This window comes from Pantoea osteomyelitidis, assembly GCF_044342975.1.
Classification (GTDB): domain Bacteria; phylum Pseudomonadota; class Gammaproteobacteria; order Enterobacterales; family Enterobacteriaceae; genus Pantoea; species Pantoea osteomyelitidis.
Genome location: NZ_JBGFSN010000005.1, coordinates 146,260 through 162,605 on the forward strand (window position 1 = coordinate 146,260; position 16,346 = coordinate 162,605).

The 16,346-nt window shown below is 51.8% G+C and carries 11 protein-coding genes and 3 pseudogenes; 5 read left to right on the top strand and 9 right to left on the bottom strand.

The window, feature by feature from the left end; translation table 11 throughout:
* Window positions 1–118 precede the first annotated feature (118 nt).
* From ABU178_RS14355 to malP, 4 genes are read right to left on the bottom strand one after another with little or no spacing between them, the layout of a single operon-like run.
* On the bottom strand, window positions 119–448 hold the full coding sequence (locus tag ABU178_RS14355) for a helix-turn-helix domain-containing protein (protein ID WP_397216077.1): 330 nt from the start codon (window positions 446–448) through the stop codon (window positions 119–121).
* Window positions 441–704: a hypothetical protein gene (locus ABU178_RS14360; RefSeq protein WP_397216079.1), complete on the bottom strand. Its 264-nt coding sequence runs from the start codon at window positions 702–704 to the stop codon at window positions 441–443. Before ABU178_RS14360 ends, ABU178_RS14355 begins: the two co-directional genes overlap by 8 nt.
* Window positions 652–2,715: a 4-alpha-glucanotransferase gene (gene malQ / locus ABU178_RS14365; RefSeq protein WP_397216081.1), complete on the bottom strand. Its 2,064-nt coding sequence runs from the start codon at window positions 2,713–2,715 to the stop codon at window positions 652–654. The genes ABU178_RS14360 and malQ overlap by 53 nt, the downstream gene beginning before the upstream one ends.
* An 8-nt stretch (window positions 2,716–2,723) precedes the next feature.
* The gene (malP, locus tag ABU178_RS14370; RefSeq protein WP_397216083.1) at window positions 2,724–5,129 is read right to left on the bottom strand and encodes a maltodextrin phosphorylase; all 2,406 of its coding nucleotides are present in this window, start codon (window positions 5,127–5,129) and stop codon (window positions 2,724–2,726) included.
* Between the two features lie 283 nt (window positions 5,130–5,412).
* On the opposite strand from malP, the gene malT reads away from it, so the two are divergent.
* The 3 genes from malT to ABU178_RS14385 all read left to right on the top strand — a co-directional run bounded on the left by malT (window position 5,413) and on the right by ABU178_RS14385 (window position 10,569).
* Complete coding sequence (gene malT / locus ABU178_RS14375) at window positions 5,413–8,115, top strand: HTH-type transcriptional regulator MalT (RefSeq protein WP_397216085.1); 2,703 nt, start codon at window positions 5,413–5,415, stop codon at window positions 8,113–8,115.
* A 555-nt stretch (window positions 8,116–8,670) separates the two neighbouring features.
* On the top strand, window positions 8,671–9,963 hold the full coding sequence (locus tag ABU178_RS14380; protein ID WP_397216086.1) for an HAAAP family serine/threonine permease: 1,293 nt from the start codon (window positions 8,671–8,673) through the stop codon (window positions 9,961–9,963).
* Window positions 9,964–10,260: 297 nt separating this feature from the next.
* Window positions 10,261–10,569 carry a hypothetical protein gene (locus ABU178_RS14385; protein WP_397216088.1) on the top strand — a complete coding sequence of 103 codons (309 nt, stop codon included), beginning with the start codon at window positions 10,261–10,263 and terminating at the stop codon, window positions 10,567–10,569.
* 123 nt (window positions 10,570–10,692) lie between these two features.
* Here the strand turns inward: ABU178_RS14385 and ABU178_RS14390 are convergent, their stop codons facing one another.
* Window positions 10,693–10,851 carry a hypothetical protein gene (locus ABU178_RS14390; protein ID WP_397216090.1) on the bottom strand — a complete coding sequence of 53 codons (159 nt, stop codon included), beginning with the start codon at window positions 10,849–10,851 and terminating at the stop codon, window positions 10,693–10,695.
* 230 nt (window positions 10,852–11,081) lie between these two features.
* On the opposite strand from ABU178_RS14390, the pseudogene ABU178_RS14395 reads away from it, so the two are divergent.
* Window positions 11,082–11,251 (top strand): annotated as a pseudogene (locus tag ABU178_RS14395) (phage tail protein); the annotation flags it as partial.
* 311 nt (window positions 11,252–11,562) lie between these two features.
* Here ABU178_RS14395 and ABU178_RS14400 read toward each other — a convergent pair.
* Window positions 11,563–12,078, bottom strand: a complete 516-nt coding sequence (locus ABU178_RS14400; protein WP_397216092.1) for a hypothetical protein — start codon at window positions 12,076–12,078, stop codon at window positions 11,563–11,565.
* A gap of 11 nt (window positions 12,079–12,089) precedes the next feature.
* Window positions 12,090–13,111, bottom strand: a pseudogene (locus ABU178_RS14405) (phage integrase).
* A 31-nt stretch (window positions 13,112–13,142) separates the two neighbouring features.
* Here ABU178_RS14405 and ABU178_RS14410 point away from each other — a divergent pair.
* A pseudogene (locus ABU178_RS14410) lies at window positions 13,143–13,889 on the top strand (hypothetical protein); the annotation flags it as partial.
* Between the two features lie 557 nt (window positions 13,890–14,446).
* Here the strand turns inward: ABU178_RS14410 and ABU178_RS14415 are convergent.
* Together ABU178_RS14415 and ABU178_RS14420 are read right to left on the bottom strand one after the other, a co-directional pair.
* Window positions 14,447–15,622: a hypothetical protein gene (locus ABU178_RS14415; protein WP_397216093.1), complete on the bottom strand. Its 1,176-nt coding sequence runs from the start codon at window positions 15,620–15,622 to the stop codon at window positions 14,447–14,449.
* 3 nt (window positions 15,623–15,625) lie between these two features.
* Window positions 15,626–15,808, bottom strand: coding sequence for a hypothetical protein (locus ABU178_RS14420; protein ID WP_397216095.1), 183 nt, complete (start codon window positions 15,806–15,808; stop codon window positions 15,626–15,628).
* Between the last annotated feature and the right edge of the window lie 538 nt (window positions 15,809–16,346).

The window sequence follows — 16,346 nt, forward strand, 5'->3', positions numbered from 1 at the left end:
TTGTAAGACCTGGTGCGCTCCGGCGCACCCTTTTTAACATTTATGTGATGCGTTACAGAGCGAGTTCTGTAACGCCCACGCTCTGAAGAGATAAAAGCGCCGCTGGCGGGGCTTTGCTTCAGGTGGCAAACACTTCCGGGCCTTTGGCATCAATCGTGTTAAGGATGCGTAAAGCCGCATTACCAGGTTGACCCTCATCACGTTCCCATTTAGAGACGCTTTCAACCGACATACCCATAGTCAGTGCGAGGGTAGATTGAGAGAGTCCATAACGGGTACGCATTTCTTTAATTTCAGTACCGCTCATCGGACGAATTTTTGGCAGGCTTTCACGAAGCTGGCGCGCTTTAACGCGCGCATCAATTTTTGCCACGGTTTCATCGGAAACTGCGCCCAGCTTGTTATAGCGTTTAGCCATGCTTTGAAGGCGTTTTAAACGATCACTCATCGATTTTCACCTCATTTAACTCAATCAATGCCTTTTCTTTTATCAGCATTTGAATAACAACATCGCTCATGCTTAAAAAATCTGCCGCGGTATCGCAATAAGATGCAATTTCATCATCCTCAAGCTCTTTGCCGGATTTTTTCAATACAATGCGTTTATATTTTATACAGTTAATGGATGTGCTATCAACGGTGAGCCAGTGTTTACCTGCGCCGCCGACGATTGATATCGCGCAGCAGGGCGTTAATCCGCGCATCGCTAAACATCGTTTCCAGCGAGGCGCTCAGCTTGCGCCGCCAGTTGGGATATTGATCGCTGGTGCCGGGAATATTTACCGGCGACGCCATGTCCAGCCAGTCTTCCGGCTGTAGCCCGAGCAGCGCGCTGCTGCTGTCGGCCAGATAACGCTGCATCGCGCGGTTCAGGGCTTTGCCCATCATGGTGCGACGCGCCTGCCGTCCGGCGCGTTTCGGCAGGCTGCCGGCAAGGTGCAAACTCTCCAGCAGCGCCTGCTTCGCTGCCAGGCGATCCCGTGCGATTCCGGCCAGAATCACTTTATCCGGATACAGCCCCAATCTGCTGCCCAGCGTTAAATCGTCGCTCTGCCACCAGCCGCGCAGCGTGGGCAGATCGTGCGTGGTCGCCACGGCCATCGCCTGAACGGGCCAGTGGGCCGGAGGACGGAAACGGGTCGGCGAGGTCTGCTCAAACCACAGCACTTTATAAGAGTAAACGCCGCTCTCATGCAGCTTGCCTACAATCGCCTCAGGCACCGTGCCGAGATCCTCGCCGATCACCATGCAACGATGGCGCTGGCTCTCCAGCGCGAGGATCGCCAGCAGATCGTCAATGGGATAATGCACGTAGGCACCCTGCGCAGCGCCTTCCCCCTGGGGAATCCACCACAGCCGCAGTAGCGCCATCACATGATCGATGCGCAGCGCGCCACAGTCGCGCATATTGGCGCGCAGCAGCGCAATCCAGGGATCGTAAGCCCGCGCCCGCATAATGCGCGGATCCATGGGCGGCAGACCCCAGTTCTGGCCGAGCGGCCCGAGAATATCGGGCGGCGCGCCCACGCTCGCCTGCATACAGTAAAGCGCGCGGTCGCTCCAGGTTTCCGCGCCGCCCTGCGCCACGCCCACCGCCAGATCGCGATAAAGCCCGATCGGCATCGCCTGCTGCTGACAGAACTGCCAGCAGGCGGCGAACTGGCTGGCGGCCAGCCACTGTAGCCAGAGATAAAAACGCACCTCATCGTGATGCTGCTGACGGAAAGCCAGCACCTCAGGCGTGTCGGGCTGCTGCCACGCCGCAGGCCATACCGGCCAGCCCCAGCGCAACGGATCTTCCGCGCTTTGCCAGGCATGCAGGGCGTCAAACAGCGCCTGATGCAGCAGGCTTTCGCCGCCGTCGTCAATAAAGCGATCAAAAGCGTGAAGCTCAGGGTCCGCCGCGCCGCGCAGGCTGAACTGTCGCCATGCCAGCCGCAGCGCCGTCATCTTCAGCCGGGTAACGCCCGCGTAATCCACATTATCCGTGGCGCGTACCGCCTGTAGCTGCCGCTGCGTCTCGTCAGATTGCCACCAGATTTGTGCCTTCGCGCTCTGACGGAAATCCGTCACGGCGGCGACATCAATATACATTACGTTAAGCCAGCGTCGGGAGGAGGGACTATAGGGGCTGGCGCTCTCTGGATTGGCAGGGTAGAGCGCATGGATTGGATTAAGGCCGATAAAGGCGCCGCCGCGCTGCGAGACTTCGCTCAGCATCTGCCGCAGATCGCCAAAATCGCCGATGCCCCAGTTGCTGGCCGAGCGCAGCGTATAGAGCTGCACGCAGGTGCCCCAGAGCTTTTCGTCCGCCTGCAATGCCGCAGGTTCGTAGCAGCGCGGCGGCGCAACGATAATGCGGCACTGCCACTGGGCGTTATCCTGCAACAGCGTAAGATGATGATAGCCTTCAGCCAGGCGCGGCAGGTGCAGCGTCGCGCCGCCAGCGATCTCGCCGGACCAGCATCTGCCCGCCTCGCTGGTCAGCTGCCAGCGATAGCTCGCCGTGCCGCCGGGCGTCAGCTTCACGGGCTGGTGCTTGCGGAACAGCGCCACCGGCGGCAGCGGCTCCTCTGTGATGTCAACGCACTGCATCGCCGCCAGCAGACGCTGGCGGGTCTCTGATGAGATCGACTGCGTCTGACCGTGGGCGTTGATGTAATCGGGCGCGATGCCCGCGGCGCTTGCCGCATTATGATGGAAGTCTGGTTTCATGACATACCTCAGCGCGCGGCCTGCCAGATGCGTTGTTGATAATCGCGAATGGCGCGATCGGCGCTGAACATGCCGCAGCGCGCGCTGTTCAGGATGGCGGCGCGCGTCCAGGCTTCCTCATCCTGCCACAGCGCCTCTACCCGCGCCTGCGCTTCAACAAAGGCGGCAAAATCTGCCAGCACCAGATAAGGATCGCCGCCTTCCGGACCCAGGCTGTGCAGCAGCGCGTCAAAGGCATGTTTATCGCCCTGGCTGAAGGTGCCATCCTCCAGCGCCTGCATGACCCGATCGAGCTGTGCATTCTTTTTGCGCCACGTCTGCGGCGCATAGCCTTTCGCCTTCAGGGCAGTGACCTGCTCAACGGTGTGACCAAAAATAAAGATATTTTCACTGCCGACCTGTTCGGCAATTTCCACGTTGGCCCCGTCCAGCGTGCCGATGGTCAAAGCGCCGTTCAGTGCCAGCTTCATGTTGCCGGTGCCGGACGCCTCTTTTCCGGCGGTAGAGATCTGTTCTGACAGATCCGCCGCCGGGATCAGCCGCTCCGCCACTGAAACGTTGTAGTCCGGCACGAAAACCACCTTCAGCCGATCGCCAACGCGCGGATCCTGGTTAATCGTCTCCGCCACTTTGTTAATGGCGTAGATGATGTTTTTCGCCAGGTAGTAACCCGGCGCGGCTTTGGCAGCAAACAGCACCACGCGCGGCACGCGATTGGCCTGCGGATCGCTCACCAGCGTTTGCCAGAGCGCAATAATATGCAGCAGGGTCAGATGCTGGCGTTTGTACTCGTGCAGGCGTTTGATCTGCACGTCGAACAGGGCGGCAGGATCGATATGGATACCGGTGCGCGCGGCGATCCAGTGCGCCAGCTCAGCTTTATTCTGTTGCTTAATGGTGCGAAATTTCGCGCGGAACGCGGCATCGTCAGCGTGGCGTTCAAGATCGATCAGCGCATCAAGATCGGTCTGCCAGGGCTTTTGCAGGGTGCTGTCGAACAGCGCCGCCAGCTGAGGATTGCACTGCTGGATCCAGCGGCGCGGAGTGACGCCGTTGGTCACGTTGTGAAACTTCTGCGGCCAGAGCTGATGATATTCCGGGAACAGATCGGTTTTCACCAGCTGCGAGTGCAGCGCCGCCACGCCGTTCACCGCAAAGCCGCTCGCCACGCACAGGTTTGCCATGTGCACCTGATTGTTATGCACCACCGCCAGTTTCGCCCACTTCGCCTCGTCGCCCGGCCATTGCGCGCTGACCTCTTTTTTCAGCCGGGCGTTAATGGTGTTGATAATCATCATGTGACGCGGCAGCAGGCTGCGCAGCAAGCGCACATCCCAGCGCTCCAGCGCTTCCGGCATCAGCGTATGGTTGGTATAAGCGAAGCTGCGGCTGGCGATCTGCCAGGCCTCGTCCCAGCTGAGCTGATGCTCATCCAGCAGCACGCGCAGCAGTTCGGGAATGGCGATAGTGGGATGGGTATCGTTGAGTTGAATCACTTCATAATCGGGCAGGTCGGCGATAGCGCGTCCCGCCTGCCGGTGGCGCCGCAGAATATCCGCCACCGCGCAGGCGCACTGGAAATATTGCTGCATCAGGCGGAGCTTTTTCCCGGCCTGATGGTTGTCATTGGGGTAAAGCACCTTGGTGAGCTTTTCCGCATCGATCCCTTGTTGCTCCGCCTTGAGAAAATCGCCGTTGTTGAATTTGGTTAAATCAAAGGGATGAGCATGTTTCGCCTGCCAGAGGCGCAGCGGCTGCGTGACGCCGTTCTGGTAGCCCACCACCGGCAGATCCCAGGCTTCCCCCTGCAGAATATAAGCAGGCTGCCAGCGCAGCTGACCCTGTTCGCCGATAACCTTGCCTCCCAGGCCCACCTGCACATTCAGCGCCGCGTTATGGCTGAACCAGGGATAACGATCGCGCTGCCAGTCGTCCGGCGCTTCATGCTGCGCGCCTTCGACAAAACGCTGGCGGAACAGGCCGTACTGATAGTTCAGGCCGTAGCCTGTTGCGGGCTGGCCCACGGTCGCCATCGAATCCAGGAAGCAGGCCGCCAGACGTCCCAGACCGCCATTGCCCAGTGCCGGATCGACTTCTTCTTCCAGCACCTCGCTCAGCCGGATGTCCCAGGATGCCAACGCCGCATCGACCGCCTGATACCAGCCAAGATTCAGCAGGTTGTTGCCGGTGAGTCGGCCAATGAGAAATTCCATCGAGAGATAGTTAACGTGCCGTTGCGGCGCGTCGGCGGGCGCGGCGGCGGGCTGCGCCGCCAGCAAATCGGCCAGCGCGCCGCTAATCGCCTGCCACCATTGATGGCGCGTCATCGCCGTGGCGTCCGCCAGGCCAAAACGTCGCCACTGACGCGTCAGGGCATGGGTGAAGTGATCACGATCAAAGGCAGGCTGTGTCATAGGTCATCGTCCTGTAAAGGCGAGTGAAACGGATTTTGCCGTAGTGTGCCTGTCTGTTTTTCGCGCCTCCTCCTCCCGCCAGGAATTCTGCAGGGAGGAGGGGAAGGGCGGAGAAAGGTGAGCCTTATCTGAAAGCGGCGCAGGAATGTGATTACGTGCACTTTTGTAAAGATTGCTTAAGCTGTTTGCTTGCATAAAGTGCGAATATGGATGACCTTATGTGAAAAATAATTACCAGGCGTAAAAATAATGCGCTGAATGTTAGAGGGTGAAACGAGCGCCTATGTTGATACCGTCCAAGCTCAGCCGACCCGTCCGCCTTGATGGCACCGTGGCGCGTGAACGTTTAATCAAGAAATTGACTGCCGCAGGCAACTATCGGCTGGTGTTGATCACCAGTCCGGCGGGCTACGGCAAAACCACGCTGGTATCACAATGGGCGGCGGGCAAGCGTGAGCTGGGCTGGTACTCGCTGGATGAAGGAGATAACCAGCCGGAGCGTTTCGCCGATTACCTGATTGCGGCGCTGCAGCAGGCGAGCAGCGGGCACTGTCCGCGCAGCGAGGCGCTGGCGCAAAAACGTCAATACGTCAGCCTGAACGCACTTTTTTCCCAACTTTTTATCGAACTGGCCGAGTGGCAGCAGCCGCTGTGGCTGATCGTCGACGATTACCATCTGATTACCAACCCGGCCATTCACGAAGCGATGCGTTTTTTCCTGCGCCATCAGCCGGAAAACCTCACGCTGATTCTGCTGTCGCGTAACCTGCCGCAGCTGGGCATTGCTAACCTGCGCGTGCGCGAGCAGCTGATCGAACTGGGCAGCCAGCAGCTGGCGTTTACCCATCAGGAAGCGAAGCAGTTCTTTGATCACCGACTTGCGGCGCCGCTGGAGTCAGAAGAGAGCAGCCGCCTGTGCGATGACGTGGCGGGCTGGGTAACCGCGCTACAGCTGATCGCGCTGTCAGCGCGTCAGGGCAGCGGCTCCGCGCAGCATTCAGCGCGTCGCCTTTCCGGCATCAACGCCAGCCACCTCTCCGATTATCTGGTGGAGGAAGTGCTGAACAACGTGGCGCTGCCGACGCGTCATTTCCTGCTGAAAAGCGCGCTGCTGCGCTCAATGAACGATGAACTGATCGCCTGCGTAACGCGCGAAGAGAATGGCCAGATGCGGTTGGAGGAGATTGAGCGGCAGGGCTTGTTCCTGCAACGCATGGACGACTCCGGCCGCTGGTTTAGTTATCACCCGCTGTTCGGCAGCTTTCTGCGTCAGCGCTGCCAGTGGGAGCTGGCGGCCGAACTGCCAGCGATACACCGCGCCGCTGCAGAGAGCTGGATGGCGCAGGGCTTTCCCGGCGAAGCGATGCATCATGCGCTCGCCTCCGGCGATGCCAGCATGCTGCGCGATGTGCTGGTGAGCCACGGCTGGGTGCTGTTCAATCGCAGCGAGCTGACGCTGCTTGAGGCGTCGATGAAAGCGCTGCCGTGGAGCTGCCTGCTGGAGAATCCCAGGCTGGTGCTGCTACAAGCCTGGCTGATGCAGAGTCAGCATCGCTATTCCGAGGTAAACAGTCTGCTGGCGCGTTTTGAGCAGGAGAGCCGCAGCGCGGTCTGCAATACGCTGCGTGGCGAATTTGATGCGCTACGTGCGCAGGTCGCTATCAACAATGGCGAAACCGATGAGGCCGAGCAGCTGGCAAAACAGGCGCTGGATACGCTGCCGCAGGCCAGCTTTTACAGCCGTATCGTCGCCACCTCGGTGCATGGCGAGGTGATGCACTGCAAAGGCGATTTGGCGAATTCCCTCAGGCTGATGCAGCAGACCGAACAGATGGCGCGCCGCGATGAAGCCTGGCACTACGCGCTCTGGAGCCTGATCCAGCAGAGTGAAATCCTGTTTGCCCAGGGTTTTTTGCAGGCGGCATTTGAGACGCAGGAAAGGGCGTTCAGCCTGGTGAATGAGCAGCATCTGGCGCTGTTTCCCCTGCATGAGTTTCTGCTGCGCATCCGCGCCCAGTTGCTGTGGGCGTGGGGGCGGCTGGATGAGGCTGAAAACGCGGCGCGCGAGGGAATTAAAGTGCTTGCCCGCTATCAGCCACAGCAACAAATTCAATGTCTGGCGCTGCTGGTACAGTGTTCGCTGGCGCGCGGCAATCTGGATAATGCCCGCAGCCATCTTAACCGCCTGGAAAACCTGCTTAATAACGGCAACTGGCACAGCGACTGGATTGCCAACGCCGATGAGGTGCGCGTGATCTACTGGCAGATGATGGGCGACAGTAAAAGTGCAGCTTACTGGCTGCAGCAAACGCCGAAGCCCGCATTCGCGAATAATCATTTTTTGCAGGGGCAGTGGCGCAATATTGCCCGCGCGCAGATTCTGTTGGGTGATGTCGGGCAGGCTGAAGTGGTGCTGGAAGAGCTGAATGACAATGCGCGCGCGCTGCGTCTGATGAGCGATCTGAACCGTAACCTGTTGCTGCAAAACCAGCTTTACTGGCAGATCGGACGCAAAGGGGATGCGCAGCGGGTGCTGATTGAGGCGCTACAGCTGGCGCGCAGCACCGGATTCGTCAGTCACTTTGTGATTGAAGGGGAGATGATGGCGCAACAGCTACGCCAGCTTATTCAGCTCAATACCCTTTCCGAGCTGGACAGCCATCGTGCCCAGCGCATTTTGCGGGAAATTAATAAGCATCATCGCCATAAGTTCGCCCACTTTGACGAAGGCTTTGTCAGCCGCCTGCTCCATCATCCCGAAGTGCCTGAGCTGATCCGCACCAGTCCGCTTACGCAACGTGAGTGGCAGGTGCTGGGACTGATTTATTCCGGTTACAGTAACGATCAAATTGCCGGTGAGCTGGCAGTCGCAGCGACGACCATCAAAACGCATATCCGTAATCTCTATCAGAAGCTGGGCGTCTCGCACCGCGCCGATGCCATGAACCAGGCGCAGTCGCTGCTGAGAATGATGGGATATGTGTGACATGCCCCGAATCGGTAAAAAATAATCCCTTCTGTGGTTCTGCTTAAACGCCTCGCATACTCCTTTTCTTTTCCGGCCTGAAATATTTTCGTGCCTTGTTCTGCTGCGCAAAGAACAGGCGGTTGTTTCGGTTCAACGCCTTAACGCTTTAACGTAACGTTAAAGCTGATTTATGATTCAGCCCGAATTTTTGGCGCGGGCTAAAAGCCGTTCATTTTTTAACATACAGGTTCGATTAATAGCGGAAAAAAACGCCTGGATGCTCTGCGGATCAACAGCATTAACCGAAAACAAAGCAATCGATTGCGTTCATTTTGTGAGGCAAAGATAGTCGAAATAATTTGAAGCTTATCGATTATTTTTACCAAAAACAGGCTGTTGCGCTTAAGTTGAGATCGCGCTCACGGCCAGATAAACAATCTGAATGTACCGTACCGCTTGTTTATCAAGACCGACATAAATTACGAGAAATGCTAATAAGGCGGGATTTATCTCTGCTATCAGGGGCTGTTTTTTGTAATTTTGCTGTACATCAACACTATTCTGGAGATTCTGATGGAAACCACTCAAACCGGCCGGAGTGCCGCCGTTGAGGCGCCAGCAAAAACGGGATGGCGCAAGACAGATACCATGTGGATGCTGGGTTTATACGGCACGGCCATCGGCGCCGGGGTTCTTTTCCTGCCGATCAATGCCGGGGTGGGCGGCATGATCCCGCTGATTATCATGGCGATACTCGCTTTTCCCATGACCTTCTTTGCCCATCGCGCGCTGACCCGCTTTGTGTTGTCCGGTAAAAATCCGGGCGAGGATATCACCGAAGTGGTGGAAGAGCATTTCGGCGTCGGGGCTGGCAAGATCATTACGCTGCTCTACTTTTTCGCCATTTACCCGATCCTGCTGATGTACAGCGTGGCAATCACCAATACGGTGGAGAGCTTTATCACCCATCAGCTGGAGATGCCGTCGCCGCCACGCGCTGTGCTGTCGCTGCTTCTGATCCTCGGAATGATGACGGTAGTGCGCTTTGGCGAGCAGATGATTGTGAAGGCGATGAGCGTGCTGGTGTTCCCCTTTGTGGCGGTACTGATGCTGATGGCCTGTTACCTGATTCCTCACTGGCACGGCGCGGCGCTGGAGACGCTTTCGCTGGATCACAGTGTCAACGACAATGGTTTATGGATGACTCTCTGGCTGGCGATTCCGGTGATGGTATTTTCATTTAACCACTCACCGATTATCTCCTCTTTCGCCGTGGCGAAGCGCGAGGAGTATGGTGCTGAGGCTGAGAAAAAATGTTCCCGTATTCTGGCTTACGCCCACATCATGATGGTGCTGACGGTGATGTTTTTTGTTTTTAGCTGTGTGCTGAGCCTGTCGCCTGCCGATCTCAATGCGGCCAGGGATCAGAACATCACTATTCTCTCTTACCTGGCTAACCACTTTAATGTGCCGGTTATCGCCTGGCTGGGCCCGGTGATCGCTATGGTGGCGATTACCAAATCATTCCTCGGCCACTATCTGGGCGCGCGGGAAGGTTTTAACGGGCTGGTGATTAAATCGCTGCGCAGCAGGGGTAAAACCATCGCTCCGCAGAAGCTCAACCGGCTTACCGCGCTGTTTATGCTGCTGACTACCTGGCTTGTCGCGACCCTTAACCCGAGCATTCTCGGTATGATTGAAACCCTCGGCGGCCCGGTGATTGCGATGATCCTGTTCCTGATGCCAATGTATGCTATCCAAAAGGTGCCCGCTATGCGTCGCTACAGTGGACAGATCAGTAATCTGTTTGTAGCGGCGATGGGGCTGGTGGCAATTTCAGCTATTTTCTATTCGCTGTTTAACTGATTCAGAAAGCGCCGTATAACGGCGCTTTGTTTTTATGGCAGGGGGAGTGTTCGACCGTGCAGGTTGAAGGGATTATCGCTTAAGGGAATTTCATAGATAGCGCACGCAATATTATATATTGCAGACCGGAAAATTATTATTTCACTATTTAAGCAAGAGCATGATTTTATTTTAACAGCCATTATATTCTGACTTTATTAATCATAAAGACTTAAATTGCCGATTTGGATTTAATCGCCGTCAAACGCCCGGCTATGCTGTATACTTGTTCAGTAAAATCACTATCGGGCAAAATTTATGAATGACAAGAAGATGATTTCCATCGATCAGTTCAGCGCTGATGAAAGAGTTGCAGTAGATGAAACACTCAAGGGGTTGATGGATAAGTATCGTCAGCGAACCGGAAAGGAACCGGACAGTAAAAAAGAGAAAGAGCTAAACGCCGAAGCCCGACAAGCAGTAATGGCGGTAAAGCTGGAAAAGGAAAAAGCCGAGACGGAACGGAAAATGAAAAAACCGCAGCGTAAAAAGAAACCTTCAGCGATGAAGGAGAGTGAGGTGGGCGATTTTAATTGGTCAGTCTCTGTATCGAAGGGCAGAAGGTAAGAATAGGTTCAGGCGTCAGGATGGTTTTTGCTGATATATCTTTAAACAGTCGGCTGCTGAAAAGGTGGCCGTCTCAGGTAACTATAAGCCTGTGATGCAGCTGGTTAACGATATCTTGGCAGGTTAACAAGCCAAACCCACCGCTTTTGCTTGAGCTTGATACTGCTTGAGATTTTGCTCAATTTTTTGCACAGCTTCGCCTGTCTCGATAGCTGTTGAACTCGCTACAGAGCGATAGATTTGTGCTTTGGTGATCTTAGCGTTGGTGGCTCGATTTTGCATTGTATGTTCCTTGTTGTACTCGTTGGGATTGTAGTTAGCGGGCGAAGGGCTTACAAGGTGGTTATTAAATGGTGTTTGCTTACAGATGAACCACCATCAAGGTGGATTTAATTGTTTAGTCTACAAGCCTGGCTTTTACTTCTTGTATGTTCATTCCGCAATGAAAGCGCTGATTGCCACATATCCAGCATGAGCAGTTACAGATTGTATTGGTAAGCCTTGCCGATATTGGCGTGACCAGCATTTCTGCCTCAGTATTCTGGGATCTGCAACAGGCTTGCTCAACGAGGCGTACGTGACAACCCTCATCCGCAAAGACGGTTTTCGCTTCTGAGGCAACCGCACCTGCAGCAACAATCCGCTTTTTGCTTTGGCGAGTTACACCTGCACCTTGCAGGTAGCCAGGCTGGAGGAAGAGGCGGTAAAGATACACCGCCATTTCACCGCTTCTTAGAAAGCAGGCAATAAGGCAATAAAAATCCCGCTTCGAAAATTGGATTAACTTTGTGAGTTTATTAAACAAATGTTGTGGACACTGCTGGAATTGAATCAACGACCAAGCGATTATGAGTCCCAATTTGAAGCCAGAGAAATCATTAACTTACTGATTTATATGTTTTCTTCAGGCCGAATAGTGATGAAAAGTGGCACATAGCGTTGCGCTCTGCTGCTGCCTTTGCCTCAAGACTCGACGGAACATATAATGAACCATTAATAATGGATTTCGAGTGCATTAAGTGGTTGAGAAAGCTCAACCAGTTTACTCTCACCATCTTCGCTATCTGTACCGGACAAGAAATCCTCAAGTGTATAACAATAAAATGAATTAATAGCTACACCCCCAATCGGCATTATAAAAATAAGATTTACCGTTCTTCCATTGCTCGCTAAATTATCTACAAGTTGCTTGTACTGATTTAGGTCGGATTTGCTCTGTCTAAATTTATTTTTATATGGCGTGTGGAATTTTGCATCGATCAGAATTAATTCAGATGGGTCTGAAGTAAATGCTATGAAATCAGGCCTCTTGCCATTAGACAACCATACGGGCTTAGTGCCCCAACTTTGTTCAATATGAAAATACTGCGTATTCCATAGATCCAAAAAATTACGGGTTATTATTTCTCCAGCGATCCCGCAAAGCTCTTTGTATTCATTTTTATACTCAATTGTTGATTCTTTCGTAGGTGACGCCAAACGGAGCATTAATGTAGTTTTATCTAGCATAAGTCATTCCATTATAATCTGGATTTTTCCAAATGATTAAAGAAGATAGCTTCGTTTAAGTAATCTGGTGAGAAGTGTGCATACCGCATCGTCACCTTTATATCCGTGTGCCCCAAAATCCGCTGAAGCACAAGAATATTACCCCCGTTCATCATGAAATGAGACGCGAAAGTGTGACGCAAAACATGCGTAAGCTGCCCAGCAGTTGTTTCGATACCGCGGCACGCTGCATGGCCTTTCTAAAGGCTGAATAGCATGGTTTAAAGAGCACCTGTGCTTTCCTGCTGGATGGCAGTTCAGCCTGTAATTTTTCAGTTATCGGCACCGCGCGGTTTTTCTTGCCTTTAGTTTTCACATAAATGATCTGACCAGCGCGGATTTGGTTTCCCTTCAAGCCTTCGGCCTCACTCCATCGTGCGTCAGTTGCCAGGCAGATTTTCACAATGGTAGTTAAATCTTTAGATCGGCTGTTCTCACATTCGGCGAGGAGAGTTCTGATTTCCTCAATGGTGAGATATGCCATCTCCGATTTACTGATTTTAAACTCGCGCACGTTCTCTAACGGATTTGGGGCGGTCCACTCATCCAACCGGCGCAGTTCGTTAAACATCGCCCTGAAATACGCCAGCTCTAAATTAACCGTGCGCGGCGTAACCTTTTTCACTCGACTGGAGCGGGTGATCTTCCCGTTTAACCGTTGCTCGCGGTAAGACGCAAAAATTTTCGCGTTAAACTCGGTTGCGAGTGGGTTTCCCATCGCTTCGCAGGCGAACGCCATCGTGGTTCGCCGCTTCTCACCATCCGCCAACGTAATGCCATGCGTGTTGAACCATAATTTAACCAGCTCAATTACCCGCCGCTTATGTGCTTTCTCTCCCAGCCAGGGCTTATCTTGAGCCTGCTCTTTTACGAACTTCTCATAGGATTGTGCTTCACCCTTCGTCGCAAACTGTCGGCGAATCCTTTTGCCGTCGCGATCGTTTGGGAAAACCTGTGCCTGCCATTTTCCGTTGGGTAATTTGTTTATCGCCATGCTTTGTCTTTAAAAGTACTCAATGCGAGCACCTGTTCCGATGGCCGGTAATGATTCCGGCATGTTTCAGTTCCCGCCAGAGTGTACGCTGGTTGAGGTCGGGTTCACCGGCGGACGCCCGGGCAAGCCGTTTGTGCGCCAGACCATGCCGGAAGGGACCAGCCTGCCGGACGTGAAGCCGGGCGAACAGCAGCAGCGCGCGGAAGTATCACAGCGCGTAACGCAGGCGGGAGACTGGGAACGCCAGACCGATCAGGCCATCCGTGAAACGTCCATGAGCCGGGAAGTTAAAGCCGATACGGAAACGCGTGAGCTAGTCAGCAGGGAAACGAAAGTCAAAGCCAGGGACAGGACCACTGTGATCGGAACGGCGTCACTGATGGCCGGTGCAATTCAGCACGTCACTACCGGCAGTTACAGCGTGACCGCACAGCAGAATCAGCTGGTTACAGTGGGCGGTAATGCCGAAACGGACATTACCGGCAATGCGGCGATAAAAGTCGGCCAGGAGCTGACTGAGAAAATCGGCCAGCTGCGCCAGAGCATTGCCGGGACGCGTCAGGAAATTATCGCGCCGGTAGTGTGGATTGGTTCAGAGAAGATTAACGTGGCCCATCTGATGCTCGATACCGTGGCGCTTGTGCAGCAACTGGCTGACCAGCTGGCCAGCCATACGCACCCGTCAACCGGCCAGCCCACGAACAGCAGTGCCATCGCACAGAGTAGCCAGCACGCTGCCGCGCTCAGTAAGAAATATTCACCCGTCATCGGCAAGTAAGCCAGCACACCAACCCGCTATCACAGCGGGTTTTTTATTACCCGTTATCAGAACGCATCAGACGTACGCTGCGCCACGTAAAGGCGCAGCCATCACGCACATTAACCCTGAAAGATCATCCGCAGAGCGTGGCACTGGCTGCGCGTCAGCCCCGGCAAAATAATCGCCGCGCAGACAAAATCGGCGCTACACCGCACCCGCCTGCAGGTTTTGCATCATAGAAATTTTTCAGTTTTAATTTTTTACAAAGGGTATGGTCAGACCGCGCCGGTGCTGGGTTTCTGCTAGAGTCCGCCAACTGAAAAGAGCGAAAAGAATTTCAGTCTTTTCATGTTTTAAGGATCAATGGAAGTTCAAGTATTTTTATAAACCTTTTATTTTTTTTGTTTTTTTGCTGCAACTTAAGAATAGAATGGTCAAATTGCTTTTTTGCTCGATCTATAAAATATTATGGTATTTCAATGGCTTAATTAAATGGGTTGGTGAGGGTGTACTGAAATTAATGAAATGCTTTCGTAATAAAAGAGGAGTAGCTTTTTACTCCCCTTTTAAATGCTTCACTCTTTGGTTTTAGGTTTGATTTCTTTAATTTTCGAAATGAGATCAGACAAAGATTCAACAGCACTTTTACCATCTTCAATCTTAATTTTTGATTGGTGGATAGGCGATTTATATATGGATGATACAGAAGCTAATATAAGAGCGTCTTTATTTTCATCTGATAAAAGCTGTTCAGCATATGAATTGAGAGTGAGCGCTACAGCAGACTTAAAAGCATACTCTTCTTGAAAATTTCTTTCCTTCCCATATTGTGCAATGCCAAATAATAACAATCCAATTGCTGGGAGAGCTTTTAGTGAATTTATTAAGAGTATTTTGTAGTCAATTTGCTGTGGTTCACTCCAGTGAAAGAGAAGAAATACCCAAACAATACAAAAGAAGGCTAATAGAGGTACTGCAATTTTCCAAAATTTCACTGATGGGGAAAGTTCATTTTTACGCTGTTTAAATGTTTCGAACAGCGAAGCACCCACCTCTCTACCTATAAGATCATCTAAATATTTATTCCTCTCTACAAATAGAGAATGTTTATCTTCTACGAAGCTTAGCTTTTCTTCAAAAGACCTTTTGAGAGCATTAAATATATTAATGTTATCATTGTTTTCGTTTTTAATTTCTGAAATTTTCGATTTTATTTCGGATAGTTCGTCTTTTGATTCATCGTGAAGGGACTCTATGTCTTTTCTTTTACTTTCTCCTAATGATAATTGTGAGTTTATCTTCTCAACAACGTTAGATGCATTGGTATACATATTATTGATGTTGTCACTTTGATTTATCAAATTCTGCAGTGCTGCTTCAAGTGTTTTAACTTGAGATGAATTTTCATTGAGAAAAGTCAAAACATTATTTTTATATTCTTCCGCTTCTGATTTTATAACTTTAAGTTCTTCGACTCTTTCTCGAATAACCATTTTCTGCAGTTCTAAGGAATCGGTTTCCTCTGCAATTTTTTTTTCGCTCTTTTTTATAGTTCTTCTTATATTCAGCTCCCAAAAGCCGTTAACTCGTTGGTAATGCGCTAGTCGTAAAAGAAATTGTGTGGTTGCATTAAAGTTTTCTGAATTTATATGAGAAATTAAGCTTGATAAATCACTAACCAGATTACCGTTGCCAATCTCGCTTCCATATGCATAAGCTGTAGGTAATGTAATGTAACCCGAATCTTCCAATTCTTAGTGTAATTGCTTGATAACTTTAGTAGTCAGTGAAAGATAATAAGCTACTGGTATTCCATTTATTAACGTTTCGTTAATGTCTTCGTCATCTTTGCAATATTCAGCAAGAGATACTTTTAATTCACTAACGTCGAATTCTTCAATAAGCTGAATTAACTGATCTCTTTGAGGTATATTCATTTTTTTTGTTCCATATAATGATGTAATTCTAACTTAGAAAGTGAATGAGTGTGTTTTAGGCTGGCTTATTGATTTGTATGGTACTGACTCGTTAAGCGCGCTTTTGTAGTGGGTTGAGCCTAATTGTCAATCACCACTATGATAAACTAATTTAAAATCCGATTGTATGTTGTTCAAACATACATGGCACTAATTTTTTATAGGGAGGTAAGGCTAGCAAAATCGCTGTCGACATTTTGCCGCCATTAGAGAGAATTTCATTTGTAAGTAATTGATTATAATGTCATATACTTCATGGCTAGGTATTTTTGCATAACAATATATTAAAGCATCTGGAAGGAAATGCAGGTTTAACCTGGTAAAGAGGACTTTGACACTCCTCAACAAAGGTATACGCCCTTCAGATGAGAGCGTTCGGCATTTCAAGCTTCATCTGTTCAGCTGGTACGTAGCTAAGCCTGAGGGGACAAAAAGGGGACAGTTAACTATCAGAAACAAAAAAGCCACCTCCGAAAGATGGCTTAATTGCATGATTTAA